Origin of the sequence: Georgenia muralis, from assembly GCF_003814705.1 — a bacterium.
Lineage (GTDB): Bacteria > Actinomycetota > Actinomycetes > Actinomycetales > Actinomycetaceae > Georgenia > Georgenia muralis.
In genome coordinates this window covers 1,922,518-1,940,849 of the sequence record NZ_RKRA01000001.1, presented here as the reverse complement: position 1 = coordinate 1,940,849, position 18,332 = coordinate 1,922,518, and the positions used below count along the sequence as shown (strand labels likewise).

Below are 18,332 nucleotides of genomic sequence, written 5' to 3'. Positions count from 1 at the left end.
GGCGGCGCACCCCGCCACGGTAGTGCGGCGGCGGTGCGTCACGCACGACGTGGCGGCACGGCCACCCGCCCGCGAGCGCGTCGACGGAGGCCGAGCCGTCGCCCGGCGCACCGCGGCCCCGCCCACCAGGTGGTGGACGGGGCCGCGGGTCGTGCGGCGCTACTCGTCAGCCGCGCGGTCCGCTGGTCTTGGCGGCCCACATGTCGAGGACATGCTGTGGGACGTTGCCCTTGCCCGGGTGCGTGGCAGCAAGGCCCGGCGGCAGCTCGACCACCTGCACCGGCAGGGCGATCTCCGTGTAGTCGGTGGAGATCACGAGGTCGTACGCGCCCTCCTCGAGCGCGGGGACGGTGAAGGTCACCGTCGCACGGCCGGTCTCGTCCCGGGCGGGCGTGATCGTGGCGTCGACCGGGGCGGAGGCGAGGATCTTTCCGGCGAGCGAGACGGTGACCTCGGTCGGGTTCGGCTCGGTCGTGGTGAAGGCGAGCGACGACAGCTCGAGGGTGACCTCGGTCCCGCTCTCGAGCTCCTGCGGACCGGTGACGCCGACGGAGCGCTGGCTGTAGTCCGGGCTGACGGAGCCGAAGGTGTCCAGGTAGTCGATGAGACCCTGGAGGTCGACGATGCCCGTCTCCTTGAGGTTCGCCCCCTCGCCGAGGACGGTGAAGCCGTCCAGGCCGTCGAGCAGGAACGTGTTGGAGGCGACCCGGTAGGTGTCGGTGAGCACGATCGGCGCACCGTCGATGTAGACCTCGGTGATGCGCTCGCCCGCGGCCCCGGCAGGGTCGTAGACGTACTCGACGTCGTCCGACAGGCCCAGCCGGAGCATCGGCCGGCTGACGGTCTGCTCGGTGTTCCACTGCTGCTCGAGCAGCGTGACGACCTGGGCGCCGGTGAGGTCGACGGTCCCGATGGTGTTGCCGAACGGCTGGGTGGTGAAGGCCTCGGCGTAGGTGACCTCACCGTTCCCGTCGGCGTCGAGGTCGGCGCGGATGCCGCCGGGGTTGATGATGCCGAAGTCCGGCGCGAGGTCGACCTGCTCAGCGGTCCACTTCGCCACGCCGGCGAGGAAGTTGCCCAGGGGGGACTCGGTGCCCCGGTTGACCGGGGGCTCCGAGCCGGCGGTCGTGCCGTCGTTCGAGCCGCCGTTGATCGGCGCGGACGCCTCGCCGACCACGTTCTGGCCGAGCACGTCTGCCTGTGCGAGTGCCTCGTCGACGATCGCCTGGACCTCGGCGTCGGCGGGCCCGGTGCCGTCGATCGGGATGAGCGAGCCGGTCCCTGTGACGTCCCCACCGGTGGTCACGGTCAGCGTGATGCGACCGAGGTGGGACCCGGCGGCGCCGGCCTGGACGACCGGGGCACCCGACGGGGTGGTCGAACCGACCAGGTCGACGTGCGTGTGGCCGGTGAACACGGCATCGATGTCGCCCGTGAAGCCGTCGACGACGTGTACGCCCTCGTGGATCAGCGCGACGACGACATCGGCCTCCCCGTTGTCCGGGTCACCGTCCGACAGCGTCGCGGCGACCTCGTTCGTGGCCGCCACCGGGTCGCCGAACGTCAGGCCGGCGATGCCGTCCTTCGACACGATGGTCGGGGTCTCCTCGGTGACCGACCCGACGAACGCGACGCTCACGCCGCTCACGTCGACCACGGTGTAGGGGGCGAGCTCCGGGGCGCCGCCGACGTTCGCGCCGAGGTAGTCCCAGTCGGCGAGCGGCAGGACGCGGTCGCGGAGGTCGGCGTACCCGGCGTCGAACTCGTGGTTGCCGACGGCGGAGGCGTCCAGGCCCATGGCGTTGAGGACGTCGATCGTCGGGACGTCCTGCTGGATGGCCGACTCGTACGTCGAGCCGCCGATGTTGTCACCGGCGGAGACGAACAGCGTGTCGGGGTTCTCGGCGGTGATCGCGTCGATCTGACCGGCCAGGTAGGGGGCCTGCTCCAGCGCGCCGTGGAAGTCGGTGATCCCGAGGACGTCCACGGTGACGGATCCGTCCTCGTTGACGACCGCCGAGGCCGGCAGGGCGGTCAGGCCGACCGCTGCCAGCGAGAGGGCGCCCAGCGTGGTTGCCGGGCGGAGGAGACGTGCGCGGGTGTGCGCAGCAGAGGGGTGCATGGGTGACCTCACGCGTGGGGGACATGACATGTTGCCTTCCGGACACTAGTGACTGGCGTCACCGGAGGGAACCCTCTCGAAGAGGCGATCCGGTGGCCAGGCGGTGAACGCCCCGGCACCCGGGGGCGGCGTCGGGGGACCCTCTGCTAGACCTGGCACGTGACCTCCTCGGCCCTCCCCCAGCCGGACGAGCGGTGGCGCGCGTTCGCCGTCTGCCTGGGCGCCGGGTTCATGACCCTGCTCGACGTCTCGATCGTCAACGTGGCCCTGCCCTCGATCGAGGCCTCGCTCGGCGCCGGGCCGTCCGACCTGCAGTGGATCGTGGCCGGGTACACCCTCGCGTTCGGACTCGTCCTGGTCCCGGCGGGTCGGCTCGGCGACGTGCGCGGACGTCGCCCGGTGTTCGTGGCCGGGCTCACCGGCTTCGTCGTCGCCTCCGCCGCGTGCGGCCTCGCGACGACGCCGGAGATGCTCGCGGTCATGCGGCTGGTGCAGGGGTTCGCCGCCGGCGTCCTCAACCCCCAGGTGGTGGGGCTGATCCAGCAGCTCTTCACCGGTGCGGACCGGGGCCGGGCGTTCGGCCTGTTCGGGGCGACGATCGGCGTCTCGACCGCGGTCGGGCCGCTGCTGGGCGGGACGCTGCTGGCCCTCTTCGGCGAGGACCAGGGCTGGCGGGCCGTCTTCCTCGTCAACGTCCCCCTCGGTGCGGTGCTCATCCCGCTGGCGCTGCGCTACCTGCCGCGCACGGACCGGTCGTCCCCTGCCCCGTCGTCCGAGCGCCCGTCGTCGGCCGGCCGACCGGCCGCGACGGGACCGCCCAGCGCCCGGCTCGACCTCGACGTCGTCGGTCTCGGCCTGGTCGCCGTGAGCGTCCTGTGCGTGCTGCTGCCCTTCGTCAACTCCGCCGAGGGCGGGCGGTCGCCCTGGTGGCTCCTCGGCGTCGCGGGGGCCTCGGTCGTGGCCCTCGTCGCCCGGGAGCGCCACGTCGAGCGCGCCGGCCGCACCCCGGTCATCCCCTCCTCGCTGGTGCGCACGCCGTCGTTCGCCTTCGGGGCCGTCGTGGGCACCGCCTACTTCGCCGGGTTCACGGCGATCTTCCTCGTCGGCACCCTCTACCTGCAGAACGGCCTGGGGCTGAGCCCCCTCCAGGCGGGGCTCGTCCAGACCCCCTTCGCGCTGGTCGGTGCCGTCTCCGCCGCGGCGAGCGGTCGCCTGGTGCAGCGGTGGGGCCGGTGGACGGTCGTGGTCGGCATCGTCGTGATGTCGGTGGGGGTCCTCGGGGTCGACCTGACCGCCGCCCGCCTGGACGGGACCGCCACCGCCGGGTGGATGGCGGTGTGGTTCGCCCTCGCGGGCCTGGGCAACGGGGCGGTCATCTCGCCCAACCAGGCACTCACCCTGGCGGACGTGCCGGTTGCCGGGGGCGGCACGGCCGGCGGCCTGCTCCAGACCACCCAGCGCATCGGCGCATCGGTCGGCGTCGCCGGGATCGGCGCGGTCTTCTTCGCGTCCCTGGCCGGCGCGGAGGGCCCCGCGCGGGGCCACGGACCGGCGCTGTCCGTCAGCCTCCGCGTCACCCTCGCGCTCTTCGCCCTCGCCCTGGCGGTGGCCGTCGTCGACGCGCTGCGGCGCCGGCGCGGACCGCACGAGGCGCAGCCCGCCCGTTGAGCTCGGCTCAGCCGGCGACGGCGTCCACCGCGGCCCGTGCGGCCGCGACGAGCCCGGCGTCGGTCACGTCGTAGCCGTCGTCCCCCCCGCCGGGACCCGCGGGACCGGCGTCCGCCACCCGGACCCGGGCGGAGAGGTGCACGCCGGCCACCCCGGTGGCGGCGAGCGCGGCGACGTCGCGCGGGTGGACCCCGCCGCCGGCGACGACCTCGAGGCCGCCCGACGCCGTCATCGCCTCGAGCACGCCCGCCCCCGCCAGCGCCCGCGGCGCGCCGCCGGAGGTGAGCACGCGGCGCACCCCGAAGCCGGCGAGCTGGTCGACGAGAGCAGCCGGGTCGGACCCGCGGGCGAGGAGGACGTCGACGCACCGGTGCACGGTGACGTCGCGCCCCTCGGCCGCCCGGACGAGGGCCTTGAGGGCGTGGCAGTCCAGCGCGGCGCCGTCGGCGGTCAGGGCCCCGACGACCACGCCCGTGGCCCCGGCGTCGACCGCCGCCTCGACGTCGCGCACCATGCCCGAGACCTCGACGGCGGAGCAGACGAAGCCCCCCGGGCGGGGCCGGACGAGCACGTGTACGGCGATCCCGAGGTCGGCCGCGGCCTCGATCGCGCCCGCCGACGGCGTCAGCCCCCCGAGGGTCAGGGCCTGGCACAGCTCGATCCGGTCGGCGCCGCCCGCCGCGGCGGTCTGCGCGCCCGCGACGTCCTGGACGGCGATCTCGAGGTCCACCTCAGACGACGCCCTGGTCGACCATCGCGTCGGCGACCCTGCGGAAGCCCGCGATGTTGGCGCCGAGCACGTAGTCGCCCGGGGAGCCGAACTCCTCGGCGGTGGAGGCGCAGGTGTCGTGGATGCGGTCCATGATCGTCTCGAGCATCGAGGCGACCTCGGCGAAGCTGCGGGCGTGCCGGGACGCGTTCTGCGCCATCTCCAGCGCCGACGTCGCGACACCGCCGGCGTTGGCCGCCTTGCCGGGGCCGAAGAGCACGTCCGACGTCTGGAAGACCTCGACGGCGTCGGGGGTGGAGGGCATGTTCGCGCCCTCGGCGACGACCGTGACCCCGTTGCGGACGAGGGTCTCCGCGGCGTGCCGGTCGAGCTCGTTCTGGGTGGCGCAGGGCAGCGCGACCGTGCCGGGCACGTCCCAGACCCGTCCGCCGCGCACGAGCCGGGCCGACGGCCGCCGCTCGACGTAGTCCGCGACCCGCCCGCGCTCGACCTCCTTGACCTCGCGGAGCAGCTCGAGGTCCACCCCGTCCTCGTCGACGACGTAGCCGCTGGAGTCGGAGAAGGTCACCGGCGTGGCGCCGAGCTCCTGGGCCTTGGCGATGGCGTAGATCGCCACGTTGCCCGAGCCGGAGACGATCACCCGCTGCCCCTCCATGGACCGCCCGGTGGTGGCCAGCATCCGGTCGGCGAAGATGACGACGCCGTACCCGGTGGCCTCGGTCCGGGCCCGCGAGCCGCCCCAGCCGATGCCCTTGCCGGTGAGGACACCGCTCTCGAACCGGTTGGTCAGCCGCTTGTACTGGCCGTAGAGGTAGCCGATCTCCCGGCCGCCCACCCCGATGTCTCCGGCCGGGACGTCGGTGTGCTCGCCCAGGTGGCGGTAGAGCTCGGTCATGTACGACTGGCAGAAGCGCATGACCTCGCCGTCGCTGCGCCCGTGGGGGTCGAAGTCCGAGCCACCCTTGCCGCCGCCGATCCCCTGCCCGGTGAGCGCGTTCTTGAAGATCTGCTCGAAGCCGAGGAACTTCACGATGCCGAGGTTGACGCTCGGGTGGAAGCGCAGCCCGCCCTTGTACGGGCCCAGCGCCGAGCTGAACTGCACCCGGAAGCCGCGGTTGACCTGGACCCGGCCGGCGTCGTCGACCCACGGCACCCGAAACATCAGCTGCCGCTCGGGCTCCACGATCCGGCTGAGGACGGCGTGGTCGCGGTACTCCGGGTGCCGGGCGAGCACCGGGCCGAGGGTCTCGAGGACCTCACGGACGGCCTGGTGGAACTCGGCCTCGCCGTGGTTGCGGTGGAGGACCTGGTCGTAGACCTCCTGAAGATCGTCCTGCATCGTTCGTCGTCCGTTCGTCGTAGTGGCGCGGGAGGGCCGGGCGGGCCCGCGTCGCGGCGTGGTGTCAGCCGAAGTGGCGCGGCAGGGTCGCGGACGAGGCGGTGGAGAGCTCCTCGATCGTCAGGGAGAAGGCCCCGGCGTCGAGCCGGGCACCGCCCGTGGTGCCCACCCGGGCGGCGGGGACCCCGTGCGCGACGGCGAGGGACTCGAGCTCTCCGGCCCGGCCGGGGTCGACGGCGACGAGCGCGCGCGCGCCGGTCTCGGCGAACATCAGCGTGGCGAGGTCGACGGCGTCGCGCGTCGCCACCGCCTCGAGGTCGACCGTCGCGCCGACGCGGTAGCGCAGCACGCCGTCGACGAGAGCCTGGGCCAGCCCGCCGGTGGACAGGTCGTGCGCGGCGCGGGCGAGGCCGCCGGCGGCGCCGAGCAGGACCTCGGCGAGCGCGCGCTCGGCCTCGAGGTCCACCGCGGGCGGCAGCCCGCCCAGGTGGTGGTGGACGACGTCGGCCCACGCCGAGCCGTCGAGCTCCTCGGCCGTGGCGCCCAGGAGGTACAGGGCGAGCCCGGCCTCGGTCCACCCGGAGGGCGTGGCGCGGGTGACGTCCGCCATGACCCCGAGCACCCCGACGACGGGGGTGGGGTTGATGGAGGAGTCGATCCGGCCCGGCTCGCCGGTGCCGTTGTAGAGGGAGACGTTGCCGCCGGTGACCGGCACGCCCAGCGTCCTGCAGGCGTCGGCCAGGCCGGTGACCGCCTGGACCAGCTGCCACATCGCGTCCGGGTCCTCGGGGGAGCCGAAGTTGAGGCAGTCGGTCACGGCGAGCGGCCGGGCGCCGACGGTCGCGACGTTGCGGTAGGCCTCGGCGAGCGCCTGCTGGGCGCCGGTGTACGGGTCGAGCTTGGTGAACCGGCCGTTGGCGTCGGTGGAGAGCGCCACGCCGAGGTTGGTCTCCTCCACCACGCGCACGACGCCGGCGTCGTCGGGCTGGGCGAGCGCGGTGTTGCCCTGGACGTACCGGTCGTACTGGTCGGTCACCCACGCCTTGGACGCGAGGTTCGGCGAGGCCACGAGCGCGAGCACCTGCTCGCGCAGCTCCGCCCCGCTGCGCGGGCGCGGCAGGTGGCGGGCGGAGTCGGCGTTGAGGTCGTCCTGCCAGGCGGGGCGGGCGTAGGGCCGGTCGTAGACGGGGGCGTCGTGCGCGACGGTGCGCGGGTCGACGTCGACGATGCGGTGGCCGTGGTGGTCGATGGTGAGGCGGCCGGTCCCGGTGACCTCGCCGATGACGGCGCTCTCGACGTCCCACCGGCCGGTGATCTCGAGGAACGCGTCGAGCTTGTCCGGGGCGACGACCGCCATCATGCGTTCCTGGGACTCGCTCATGAGGATCTCCCCCGCGGTGAGCGTGGGGTCGCGCAGGAGGACGTTCTCCAGGTCGACGTGCATGCCGCCGTCGCCGTTCGAGGCCAGCTCGGAGGTGGCGCAGGAGATCCCCGCGGCCCCGAGGTCCTGGATGCCCTCGACGACGCCCGCCGCGAAGAGCTCGAGGCAGCACTCGATGAGGACCTTCTCCATGAAGGGGTCGCCCACCTGGACGCTCGGCCGCTTGGTGGGCATACCGTCCACGAAGGTCTCGCTGGCGAGGATGGACGCGCCGCCGATGCCGTCGCCGCCGGTCCGGGCGCCGAAGAGGACGACCTTGTTGCCCGTCCCGGAGGCGTTGGCGAGGTGGATGTCCTCGTGGCGCAGCACGCCCAGGCACAGCGCGTTGACCAGCGGGTTGCCCTGGTAGGAGGGGTCGAAGTCCACCTCACCGCCGATGTTGGGCAGGCCCAGGCAGTTGCCGTAGCCGCCGACGCCGGAGACGACGCCGTGGACGACCCGGGCGGTGTCGGGGTGGTCGATCGCGCCGAACCGCAGCTGGTCCATGACGGCCACCGGCCGGGCGCCCATCGAGATGATGTCGCGGACGATCCCGCCGACGCCGGTCGCGGCACCCTGGTACGGCTCGACGAAGCTGGGGTGGTTGTGCGACTCGACCTTGAAGGTCACCGCCCAGCCCTGGCCGATGTCCACGACGCCGGCGTTCTCGCCCATGCCCACGAGGAGGCGCTCGCGCATCGCGTCGTCGGTCTTCTCGCCGAACTGGCGCAGGTGGATCTTGGACGACTTGTAGGAGCTGTGCTCGGACCACATGACGGAGTACATCGCCAGCTCGGCGGCGGTGGGGCGCCGGCCGAGCAGGCCGACGATCTCCTCGTACTCGTCGTCCTTGAGCCCGAGCTCGCGGTACGGCAGCCGGACCTCGGGGGTGGCGGCCGCGTGGGCGACGGTGTCCGGCTCGACCACGCCAGTCATGGTTCCTCCGCTCGGGTCGGGTGCGGGGTCAGGGTACCTGCGCCTCCTGGCCGCCCTCGTGCGTGTCCGCCGGGCGGGCGAGGTGGTGGTGCGCGACGATGGTGCGGTGGTGGCCGAGATCACCCACGAGGTGGACCTCTGCCTTCCCTCCGGGGCCCTCAACCCCGCTGCGGTGGGCTGGACCCGCACGCCGCTGCACCGGGCGAACCTGCGCACCGGGGACCCGCTCGGCCGGGCCTCGACGTGGGCGCGGACGAAGCGGTGGGACTCCTGGAGCGTCCAGACCCCCGAGCACTGCGTCGTCCTGCAGCTCTCGAGCCTCAACTACGCAGCGCTGCACGAGGTCTGGGTCCTCGACCGGGCCACCGGCGTCCAGCTCGGCTCGACCGCCACCGTGCCGCTGGCCAGGGACGTGCGCCTGCCCAGCCGCTACGGCGGCGGCCCGGCCCGCGGGCAGAGCGGGTCCTTCGCCGTGGCGTTCGACCCGGTGGCCGAGGGGATGCGGCTGCGCGCCGTGGCGCCGCGGCTGCGCCTGAACCTCGTCGTCGAGGAGGTCCGTGAGCGCGAGTCGCTCGGCGTCGTCGTGCCGTGGAGCGACCGGCTCTTCCAGTACAGCCTGCGCCAGGTCGCGCTGCCGGTGCGGGGGCGGATGTGGCTCGACGAGCGGGAGATCACCGTCGAGCGCGACGACCCGAGCTGGGCCGTGGCGGGCTTCGGGCGCGGCCGGTGGCCGTACTCCGTGGAGTGGATCTCCGCCGTCGGGTCGGGTCTCGTCGACGGCGTGACGACCGGGCTGCAGCTCGGTGGTCGTTGGACGGACGGGACCGGCACCACCGAGAACGCCGTCGTCCTGGACGGGCGGGTCCACCGCATCAACGAGGACCTCTCGTGGGCCTACGACGCCGCCGACCGGGGCGCGACCTGGTTCGTCACCGGCGACCGGGTCCAGGTGCAGCTCCGGCCCTTCCACGTCCGCTCGGCCACGACCAAGCTCGGCGTGCTGTCCACCACGACCTACCAGAGCTTCGGCACCTGGACCGGCTGGGTGGTCGACGACGCCGGCGAGCGGCGCCGGGTCGACGGCCTCGTCGGGTGGGCGGAGGACGTCACCAGCCGGTGGTGAGCGCCCGGTTCCCCCGTCCGTTCCCCCGCGCGTTCGGGGCGATCGGAGTTTGATCGGGGCATGAGGACCGTCGACGTCGCCGCCACCCCTCTCGCCACCCTCGTCGCCGCGCTGGACGAGGTCTCCGCCCGCCGCCTCGAGGCGGGCGCCGCCCGCGCCCGCGGCCTCCTCGCCGACAGGCGGGTGTGGAACGTCTCGGCCACCGAGGTCGGCGGGGTGGGGGAGCTGCTGCGCAGCCTCCTGCCCTACGTGACGGGGGCGGGCGTGGACGTGCGCTGGCTCGTCGTCGACGGCGACTCCGACTTCCGGCTCGTCACCGACCGCCTCCACCACGCCCTCCACGGCGACCGGGGTGACGGCGGGCCCCTCGGCCGCGACGAGATGGCGATGTACGACCGGGTCCTGGCGGCGAACCTCGAGGAGGTCCGGAGCCAGGTCGCCCCCGGCGACGTCGTCGTCCTGCACGACCCCGGTACCGCCGGGCTGGCCCCGGGCCTGGCCGCCCGCGGGGCGCACGTGGTGTGGCGCTGCCACATCGGCAGCGACGTGGCGGGCGAGGTCTCCGACGCCGGCTGGGCGTTTCTCGAGCCCTCGCTGGCCCACGCCGAGCGGTCGGTGTTCAGCCGCGCGGACTACCGGCCCGGCTTCCTCGACGCCGTCACCGTCCGGGTCATCGCCCCCTCGGTGGATCCGTTGTCGGCCAAGAACCGCCCGCTGGAGGACGCCGAGGTGCGTGACCTCCTGCGTGGGGCAGGCATCCTCGCCGGCGCCGGGAGCACGGGACTCGGCGGACCGGGGTCCGGCGTTCAGGCCGGCGGACCGGGGTCAGGCGCTCAGGCGGGCAGCTCGGGCTCGGTCGTGCGGGCCGGCGGACCGGGGTCAGGCGCTCAGGCCGACGGCCCGGGCTCGGTCGTGCGGACCGGCGGCCTGGGCTCGGTCGTGCGGGCCGGCGCCTTGGGCTCGGTCGTGCGGACCGGCGACTTGGGCTCGGTCGTGCGGGCCGGCGGCCCGGTGCCGCCCGACGCCCGGGTCGTGCTCCAGCTCTCCCGCTGGAACCGCCTCAAGGACATGACCGGGCTGCTCATCGCCTTCGACGAGGCGTGCGAGGAGCTGCCGGAGGACGTCCACCTCCTCCTCGCCGGCGCCGACGTCGGCCCGGAGGACACCGAGGGCGAGGAGGTGCTCGAGCGGTGCCTGCAGATGTGGGCCGGGCTCGAGGCGGGCGTGCGGGCCCGGGTGCACGTGGCCTGCCTGCCCGACACGGCCGCGAGCGCCGTGGTCGTCAACGCCGTTCAGCGCTACGCCACCGTCGTCGTCCAGAAGAGCCTCGCCGAGGGCTTCGGCCTGACGGTGGCCGAGGCGCTGTGGAAGGGCAAGCCGGTCGTGGCGACAGCCGTCGGGGGCATCCAGGACCAGATCACCGACGGCGAGAACGGGCTGCTCGTGGACGATCCGCGGGACCTCGCCGAGCTCATGACCCACGTCGGGCGGCTGCTCGCCGAGCCGGCCCTCGCCCGGCAGCTGGGTGAGACCGCGCACGCGCGGGTGCGTCAGGCGTACCTCAGCGACCGCCACCTGCTGCAGTACGTCGACCTCATCGCCGAGATGCTGGGCTAGACGCTCCGGCCGGTCCAGCCCGGCGCAGCCGCGGGGCGCAGTCCGGCGCGGCGCAACCGATGGGTCAGTTCCGACGGCCGGCAGCCGATGGGTCAGTGCGGGGCAGCCGGCAGCCGATGGGTCACTGCGGGGCAGTCGATGGGTCAGTTCCGACGGCCGGCAGCCGTCGGAACTGACCCGAACCGCCGATTCCTCCCCGGACGCCCAGGACCGCCGCCGCGTCATTGGGCGCCCCCGACCGCCCCCAGACGCCCTGGACCGACCGCCGCCTCGTCCCCGACGCCCCCGTTCGTCTCAGCTCAGTGGTCCAGCAGCCGCAGCCAGATCTCGCTCATCGTCGGGTACGCCGGGACCGCGTGGCGGAGCCGGGACAGCGGCACCTCCCCCACGACGGCGATCGTCGCAGCGTGGAGCAGCTCGGCGACGTCCTGGCCGACGAACGTCGCACCGAGGACGACGTCCCGCTCGGCGTCGACGACCAGCCGGGCCCAGCCGGCGTAGCCGTCGGCGTGGAGGGACGCGCCGGCGACCGCGCCGAGGTCCTCCTCGACCATGCGCACCGTGAACCCGGCCTCCCGCGCGGCGTCGGCGTCGAGCCCGACGTGCGCGACGCCCGGGTCGGTGAAGACGACCTGGGGGACGGCGCGGTGGTCGGCGGTCGCCGCTGCGGCGGACCACGGCTCGACGTCGTCGCCGAGGGTCCCGGCGGCCCGGGCGGCGACGGCGACACCGACGGCCCTGGCCGCGTACTTGCCCTGGTGGGTCAGCGGCGCCCGACCGGTGACGTCGCCCGCGGCGTAGAGCCACCCGCCCGCCACCGCCCCGACCCGGCCGCTGTCGTCGACCTCGAGCGGTGCGCCGTCGTCCAGCTCCAGGCCGATGGTCGCGAGCCCGAGGTCGCCGGTACGGGGACGGCGCCCGGCCGCGACGAGGACCTCGTCGGCGACGACCTCGCCGCCACCCTCGAGGCGGACGGTCACCTCGCCGTCGGGACCGGCCGCTCGGTCCACGGAGGCGACCGCGGCACCCGTGCGCACGTCGATGCCGTCACGGAGCAGGGCCTCGGCGACCGCGTGCCCCGCGCCGGCCGGCAACGCGCTCAGCACCCGGGAGCGGGCCAGGAGCGTCACCGTCGAGCCCAGCCGCGCGAAGGCCTGGGCGAGCTCGGTCCCGGCGACGCCGGCGCCGATCACCACGAGGCGGCGCGGCACCGCCGTCGCGCTCGTGGCCTCGCGCGTGGTCCAGAACCGCGCACTCGCCAGGCCGTCGACGGGCGGGACGGCGGGCGCGGAGCCGGTGGCCACGACGACGGCGTGCCGCGCGGTCAGGACACGTTCGCCGTCGGGACCTGCGACGACGACGCGCCGCTCGCCGTCGAGCCGGCCCCGCCCCCGCACGACGTCGATCCCCGCGCCGTCGGCCCACCTCACCTGGGAGGAGTCGTCCCAGCCGTGGGTGAAGCTCGTCCGTCGCTCGAGCACGGCAGTGGCGTCCACCTCACCGACGGCGCCCGCCGCACCGGCCACACGACGCGCGGCCTCGAGGGCCTGAGCCGGCCGTAGCAGCGCCTTGGACGGCATGCACGCGTAGTAGGAGCACTCCCCGCCGACGAGGTGGGACTCCACCATCGCCACGCTCAGCCCGCCACGGTGGGCGTGGTCGGCCACGTTCTCGCCGGTGGACCCGCCGCCGATCACGACGACGTCGTATGTGCTCTCGGAGTTCCCCGTGCTCTCGGTGTTCCCCGTGCTCCCCGTGCTCTCCATGTGGCGAGCCTGCGGGGCCCCGCACGGACCCGCAACCGCGCGCAGCCCGGCCCGCGCGCGCCCGCCCCGCAGCCGGGCGCCGCGGAGCTCCGTCACCACCGCGTGAGACGATGCCGACGGCCCGGCCACCCCCCCCCCGCGGCGGGTCCACCCGCCCCTGCGGCGGGCCCATCCGCCCCCGCGGCGGACCACGAGCGACCTGGAGGACCGACCCAGCCGTGAGCACGCCCAGCGCCCCCGCGGTGCCCGACCTCCGCGCGGGGTCGCGGGCGCCGCAGGAGCGCACCCTGGTGGACGTCTTCGCCGCCACGGTCCGGCGCCACCCCACCGTCGTCGCGATCGACGACGGCGACGAGGAGCTCACCTACGCCGCCCTCGCCGACGCCGTCGCCGTGCGGGCGGAGCGGCTCGTCGCAGCCGGGGTCCGGCCCGGCGACCGGGTCGGGGTGCGCGCGACGTCGGGCACGGTCGGGCTGTACCTGTCGATCCTGGCCGTCCTGCACGCCGGCGCCGCGTACGTCCCGGTCGACGCCGACGACCCGGACGAGCGCGCCGACCTGGTGCTCACCGAGGCGGCCGTCGTCGCGGTGGTCGGTGACGACGTCCACCTCACCCGGCTCGGCGGCGCGCCGGCCCCGGTCACACCCGGCCGGCACGTCCCGCACGCTCCCTCGCCCGACGACGACGCCTGGGTGATCTTCACCTCCGGGTCGACCGGCACCCCCAAGGGTGTGGCGGTCACGCACCGCAGCGCCGCCGCGTTCGTCGACGCCGAGGCACGGCTCTTCCTCCAGGACGAGCCGCTGGGCCCCGGGGACCGTGTGTTGGCGGGCCTGTCCGTCGCGTTCGACGCCTCGTGCGAGGAGATGTGGCTCGCGTGGCGCCACGGGGCGACCCTCGTCCCCGCGCCCCGCGCGCTCGTGCGCACCGGCACCGAGCTCGGACCGTGGCTGGTCGAGCGGGAGATCACGGTCGTCTCCACCGTGCCGACCCTCGCCGGTCTGTGGCCGGAGGACTCCCTCGAGGGCGTGCGGCTGCTCATCTTCGGCGGCGAGGCGGTGCCACCGGAGCTGGCCGAGCGGCTCTGGCGGCCCGGCCGCGAGCTGTGGAACACCTACGGCCCCACGGAGGCCACGGTGGTGGCCTGCGCCGCGCCGCTCACGCCCGGCACCCCCGTGCGGATCGGCACGCCGCTGGACGGCTGGGACCTCGCGGTGGTCGACGGCGACGGGGTGCCGGTCCGACCCGGCGGCACCGGCGAGCTGGTGATCGGCGGCGTGGGGCTGGCCCGGTACCTCGACCCGGCCCTCGACGCCGCCCGGTTCGCCCCCATGGGCTCGCTCGGGTGGGAGCGGGCCTACCGCAGCGGAGACCTGGTCCGGCTCGACCCCGAGGGCCTGGTGTTCGTCGGCCGGGCCGACGACCAGGTCAAGGTCAACGGCCGTCGCATCGAGCTGGGCGAGCTCGACGCCGCGCTGCTCGCTCTGCCGGGGGTCGGTGCGGCCGCCGGCGCGGTGCGCCGCACGCCGTCGGGGGTGGCCGTCCTCGTCGGGTATGTCGTCGCCGAGAAGGGCCTACCCGCCCCGGAACCGGCGGAGCTGCTGGCCCACCTCCGCGAGACCCTGCCGGCCGCGATGATCCCGCTGCTCGCCGTCGTCGACTCCATCCCGACACGGACGTCGGGCAAGGTCGACCGCGACGCGCTGCCCTGGCCGCTGGCCGGGGGCGACGCCGAGGCGCCATCCCCGCTGAAGGGGACGGCCGGCTGGGTGGCCGGGCGGTGGGCGGAGGTGATCGGGGTCCGACCCGCCGACGAGGACGAGGACTTCTTCGCCCGGGGCGGCAGCTCGCTCACCGCCGCCCAGCTCGTCTCCGCGCTGCGGCGGCGCTACCCGGAGATGACGGTCGCCGAGGTCTACGACCACCCGCTGCTGGGCGACCTGGCCGACCATCTCGACGCCCGCTGGCCCGCCGCGGCCGTCGAGCACGAGCGGCCCGCGGTCCCCGTCCCGGTCCCGCGCCGCGCGCAGATCGTCCAGCTCCTCGCCCTGGTGCCGTTGCGCACCCTTGTCGCACTGCGCTGGCTGACGGCCCTCGCGGCGCTGAACAACCTCCTCGCCGCGGCGTGGGCCGTGCCGTGGGCGGCGCCGGTGTCCTGGTGGTGGGTCCTGGCCGGCTGGGTCCTGACGGTGAGCCCGCTCGGGCGCATGGGCGTCAGCGCCCTCGGCGCCCGCCTGCTCCTGCGCGGTGTGCGGCCGGGGACCTACCCGCGCGGCGGGGGCGTGCACCTGCGGATCTGGGCGGCCGAGCGGCTCGCCGAGGGCTTCGGCGCGGTCACCCCGGCGAGCGCGCCGTGGGTGGGGCTGTACGCACGGGCGCTCGGCGTACGCATGGGTCGCGGGGTCACCCTCCACGCCGTCCCTCCGGTCACGGGGATGCTCACCCTGGGCGGGCGCTGCGCCGTGGAGCCCGAGGTCGACCTCTCCGGGCACTGGGTCGACGGCGACGTCGTCCACGTCGGGCACGTGAGCATCGGCGCCCGCGCGACGGTGGGGGCCCGCAGCGTGCTCTACCCGGGTGCGCGGGTGGGGGCCGGCACCGACCTCGCCGCCGGCTCGGCCCTGCACGGCGCCACCGGCGAGGACGAGTACTGGTCGGGCTCGCCCGCCACCCGGGTGCGCCGGGCACGCCACCCGTGGCCGGCCGAGCGACCGGCCGAGCCGCGCCGCTGGCCTCTTGTCTACGCCCTGTCCGGCGCCGGCATCGCGGCGCTGGGGCTGCTCGCCGTCGCCGTCGGGCTCGTGCTGGTGGGTCTGGCGGTCCGCGACGCACCCGCGGCGGGCGCCGCGCTCGGGCCGGCCCTTCTCGCCGGGGCCGGGGCGTCGCTGGTGGCGTTCACGGTGTACGCGGGCCTCGTCGTCGCCGTGGTGCGGGTGCTGGGCCGGGGGCTGCGAGAGGGGTACCACCCGGTCCGGTCGGCCCAGGCGTGGCGGGCGTGGTGCACCGAGCGGCTCATGGACTCCGCCCGCACCGTGCTGTTCCCCCTCTACTCCTCGGTCCTCACGCCCGCCTGGCTGCGGCTGCTCGGGGCGGAGGTCGGCCGGGACACCGAGATCTCCACCGTCATCGGGATCCCCAGCATGATGCGGGTGAAGTCAGGGGCGTTCCTCGCCGACGACACCATGGTCGCCGCCTACGAGCTGGGCGGCGGCTGGCTGCGCGTGGCCCGGGCGAAGGTGGGCCGGCGGGCCTTCCTCGGCAACTCCGGCATGACGGCGCCGGGACGGACGGTGCCGAAGAACGGCCTCGTCGCGGTGCTCTCGGCGACACCGGACAAGGTGAGGTCCGGCTCGAGCTACCTCGGCAGCCCGCCCGTCCTCCTCCCCCGGGCCGCGACCCTCGACGACGGCGAGCGGACCTACTCCCCACCCGCACGGCTGAGGTGGCTGCGTGGTGCGGTCGAGCTCGTGCGGCTCGGCGCCGTCGTCGCGCTCGGCCTCCTCGCGCTCGGCACCGCCGCCGTCCTGCAGACGCTCGTGCTGGCGGGCGGCTGGGGCCTCACGGCTGCCGTCGGGGGCCTGGTGCTGCTCACCACCGGGGCCGTCGCCGCGCTGGTGACCGTGGCGGTGAAGTGGCTCGTGGTGGGACGGGTGCGTGCCGGGGAGCACCCGCTGTGGAGCTCGTTCGTCTGGCGCGGCGAGCTCGCTGACACCTTCACCGAGGTCCTCGCCGCCCCGTTCTTCGCCGACGCGGTCGCCGGCACGGTCGCGCTGGTGTGGTGGCTGCGGGCGATGGGCGCGCGGATCGGACGCGGCGTCTGGTGCCAGACCTACTGGCTGCCCGAGGCCGACCTCGTCCACCTGGGGGACGGCGCCGCCGTCGGTCCGGGCTGCGTGGTGCAGACCCACCTCTTCCACGACCGGGTGATGGCCCTGGACACCGTCACCCTCGGTGACGGAGCCACTCTCGGCCCGCACGGGGTCATCCTGCCCGCCGCGGTCCTGGAGGACGGCGCCACGGTGGGGCCGGCGTCGCTGGTCCTGCGGGGCGAGCGCGTGCCCGCGGCCACGCGCTGGGTGGGCAACCCGATCGCGCCCTGGCGCACGGACATGCACGGATCCGGCCACGACGACGGAGCCGGCCGCCGTGCGGGTGCCGGCGACAGGGCCGGCCGCCGTGCGGGTGCCGACGACAGGGCCGGCCGGCCACGTTCCACCCACGACAGTGCCGACGACGAGAGGAGCCGCCGGTGAGCGCGGGCACCGAGGAGACCGACCGGTACGAGCCCGCGCACGGGAGCGGGAGCATCCACGTCGAGCACTACGACCTGGACCTGACCTACCGGGTGGTGCCCAACGTGCTCGTCGGCGTCGCCACGCTGACCGTGCGCACACGGGAGGAGATGCGGGAGATCGCCCTCGACCTCGCGGGGCTGACGGTGGAGAAGGTCGCGGTGCGTGGCGCCGTGCTCACGCGCTACCGCCACCGCGGCGACAAGCTCGTCCTGCGGTTCGCGGAGGAGGTCGGCGACGGCGCACTGCTCGAGGTCTCGGTGCGCTACGGCGGTCGGCCGGTCCCCATGGACAGCCCGTGGGGTCCGGTGGGCTGGGAGGAGCTGGAGGAGGGCGTGCTGGTCGCGAGCCAGCCGACGGGGGCGCCTTCGTGGTTCCCGTGCAACGACCGGCCTGGGGACAAGGCCACCTACCGGACCTCGCTGACGGTGGACCGGCCCTTCTTCGTCCTGGCGCACGGGGAGCTGGTCGCGCGCAAGGAGCGGTCCTCGGCGACCACGTGGGTCTACGAGGAGCGCCACCCGACCGCCACGTACCTCGCCACGGTGCAGATCGGCAACTACGAGAGCGTCGCGCTGGGAGAGCAGCCGGTTCCGCAGCGGGTGGTCGTGCCGGCGGCCCACCGCGCAGCTGCGCAGCGGCTGCTCGCGCGGCACTGCGAGCTCATGGCCTACTTCACGGAGGTCTTCGGGCCCTACCCGTTCGCGGGGTACACGCTCGTCGTCACCGCCGACCGGCTCGAGATCCCGGTCGAGGCGCAGGGGATGTCGGTCTTCGGCTCGAACCACCTCAGCGACGACGACGGCGCACGCCTGGTCCCGCACGAGCTCGCGCACCAGTGGTTCGGGAACTCCCTCACCGTGGACTCGTGGCGGCACATCTGGCTCAACGAGGGCTTCGCCTCGTACGCCGAGTGGCTGTGGTCCGAGCACTCTGGTGGCGAGAGCGCCGACTCGCTCGCCCGCGCATGGCACCGGCGCCTGGGCGGCACGGGCCAGGACCTCGTCGTCTCCAATCCCGGCCCCGAGCGGATCTTCGATGATCTCATCTACAAGCGGGGGGCACTGACGCTGCACGCACTCCGCCGGACGCTCGGTGACGAGGCGTTCTTCGAGCTGCTGCGGGCCTGGACCGGTCGGCACCGGTACGGCACCGTCACCACCGGACAGTTCCGCGCACTCGCGGCCCATCGGGCCGAGCTGGAGGGCGGGCCGGCGCTGGCCGATCGCGTCGACGCCGTCCTCACCGCGTGGCTCGACCGCCCACGGCTTCCGGCGCTTCCGGGGTCATAGGCGGACCACGACGGAGGTCGGCGTTCG

10 protein-coding genes are annotated in these 18,332 nt (G+C 74.9%); 5 read left to right on the top strand and 5 right to left on the bottom strand.

Annotated elements, in window-relative coordinates; all coding sequences use genetic code 11:
- Positions 1 to 166: 166 nt before the first annotated feature.
- Positions 167 to 2,122, bottom strand: coding sequence for a bifunctional metallophosphatase/5'-nucleotidase (locus EDD32_RS08580; protein WP_170175252.1), 1,956 nt, complete (start codon positions 2,120 to 2,122; stop codon positions 167 to 169).
- A 159-nt stretch (positions 2,123 to 2,281) separates the two neighbouring features.
- Here EDD32_RS08580 and EDD32_RS08575 point away from each other — a divergent pair, with 159 nt between their 5' ends.
- Positions 2,282 to 3,790, top strand: coding sequence for an MFS transporter (locus EDD32_RS08575; protein WP_246006048.1), 1,509 nt, complete (start codon positions 2,282 to 2,284; stop codon positions 3,788 to 3,790).
- Positions 3,791 to 3,797: 7 nt separating this feature from the next.
- Here the strand turns inward: EDD32_RS08575 and EDD32_RS08570 are convergent, their stop codons facing one another.
- The 3 genes from EDD32_RS08570 to purL form a co-directional block, all read right to left on the bottom strand.
- Complete coding sequence (locus tag EDD32_RS08570; RefSeq protein ID WP_123916671.1) at positions 3,798 to 4,520, bottom strand: copper homeostasis protein CutC; 723 nt, start codon at positions 4,518 to 4,520, stop codon at positions 3,798 to 3,800.
- 1 nt (position 4,521) lies between these two features.
- Positions 4,522 to 5,859 (bottom strand): NADP-specific glutamate dehydrogenase, encoded by a 1,338-nt coding sequence (gdhA, locus tag EDD32_RS08565; RefSeq protein ID WP_123916669.1) that lies wholly within the window; start codon positions 5,857 to 5,859, stop codon positions 4,522 to 4,524.
- A 64-nt stretch (positions 5,860 to 5,923) separates the two neighbouring features.
- Positions 5,924 to 8,215 carry a phosphoribosylformylglycinamidine synthase subunit PurL gene (gene purL / locus EDD32_RS08560; protein ID WP_123916667.1) on the bottom strand — a complete coding sequence of 764 codons (2,292 nt, stop codon included), beginning with the start codon at positions 8,213 to 8,215 and terminating at the stop codon, positions 5,924 to 5,926.
- On the opposite strand from purL, the gene EDD32_RS08555 reads away from it, so the two are divergent.
- Together EDD32_RS08555 and EDD32_RS08550 are read left to right on the top strand one after the other, a co-directional pair.
- Positions 8,214 to 9,338 carry a DUF2804 domain-containing protein gene (locus EDD32_RS08555; protein WP_123916665.1) on the top strand — a complete coding sequence of 375 codons (1,125 nt, stop codon included), beginning with the start codon at positions 8,214 to 8,216 and terminating at the stop codon, positions 9,336 to 9,338. The two genes, purL and EDD32_RS08555, sit on opposite strands and share 2 nt — an antisense overlap.
- A 60-nt stretch (positions 9,339 to 9,398) precedes the next feature.
- On the top strand, positions 9,399 to 10,955 hold the full coding sequence (locus EDD32_RS08550; protein ID WP_123916663.1) for a glycosyltransferase: 1,557 nt from the start codon (positions 9,399 to 9,401) through the stop codon (positions 10,953 to 10,955).
- A 299-nt stretch (positions 10,956 to 11,254) separates the two neighbouring features.
- On the opposite strand, the gene EDD32_RS08545 is transcribed toward EDD32_RS08550, so the two are convergent.
- Positions 11,255 to 12,721, bottom strand: a complete 1,467-nt coding sequence (locus EDD32_RS08545) for a dihydrolipoyl dehydrogenase family protein (protein ID WP_123916661.1) — start codon at positions 12,719 to 12,721, stop codon at positions 11,255 to 11,257.
- A gap of 218 nt (positions 12,722 to 12,939) precedes the next feature.
- Between EDD32_RS08545 and EDD32_RS08540 the strand changes: the two genes are divergently transcribed.
- On the top strand, positions 12,940 to 16,974 hold the full coding sequence (locus EDD32_RS08540; protein ID WP_246006047.1) for a Pls/PosA family non-ribosomal peptide synthetase: 4,035 nt from the start codon (positions 12,940 to 12,942) through the stop codon (positions 16,972 to 16,974).
- Positions 16,971 to 18,305: a M1 family metallopeptidase gene (locus tag EDD32_RS08535; protein ID WP_123916657.1), complete on the top strand. Its 1,335-nt coding sequence runs from the start codon at positions 16,971 to 16,973 to the stop codon at positions 18,303 to 18,305. Before EDD32_RS08540 ends, EDD32_RS08535 begins: the two co-directional genes overlap by 4 nt.
- Positions 18,306 to 18,332: the final 27 nt, after the last annotated feature.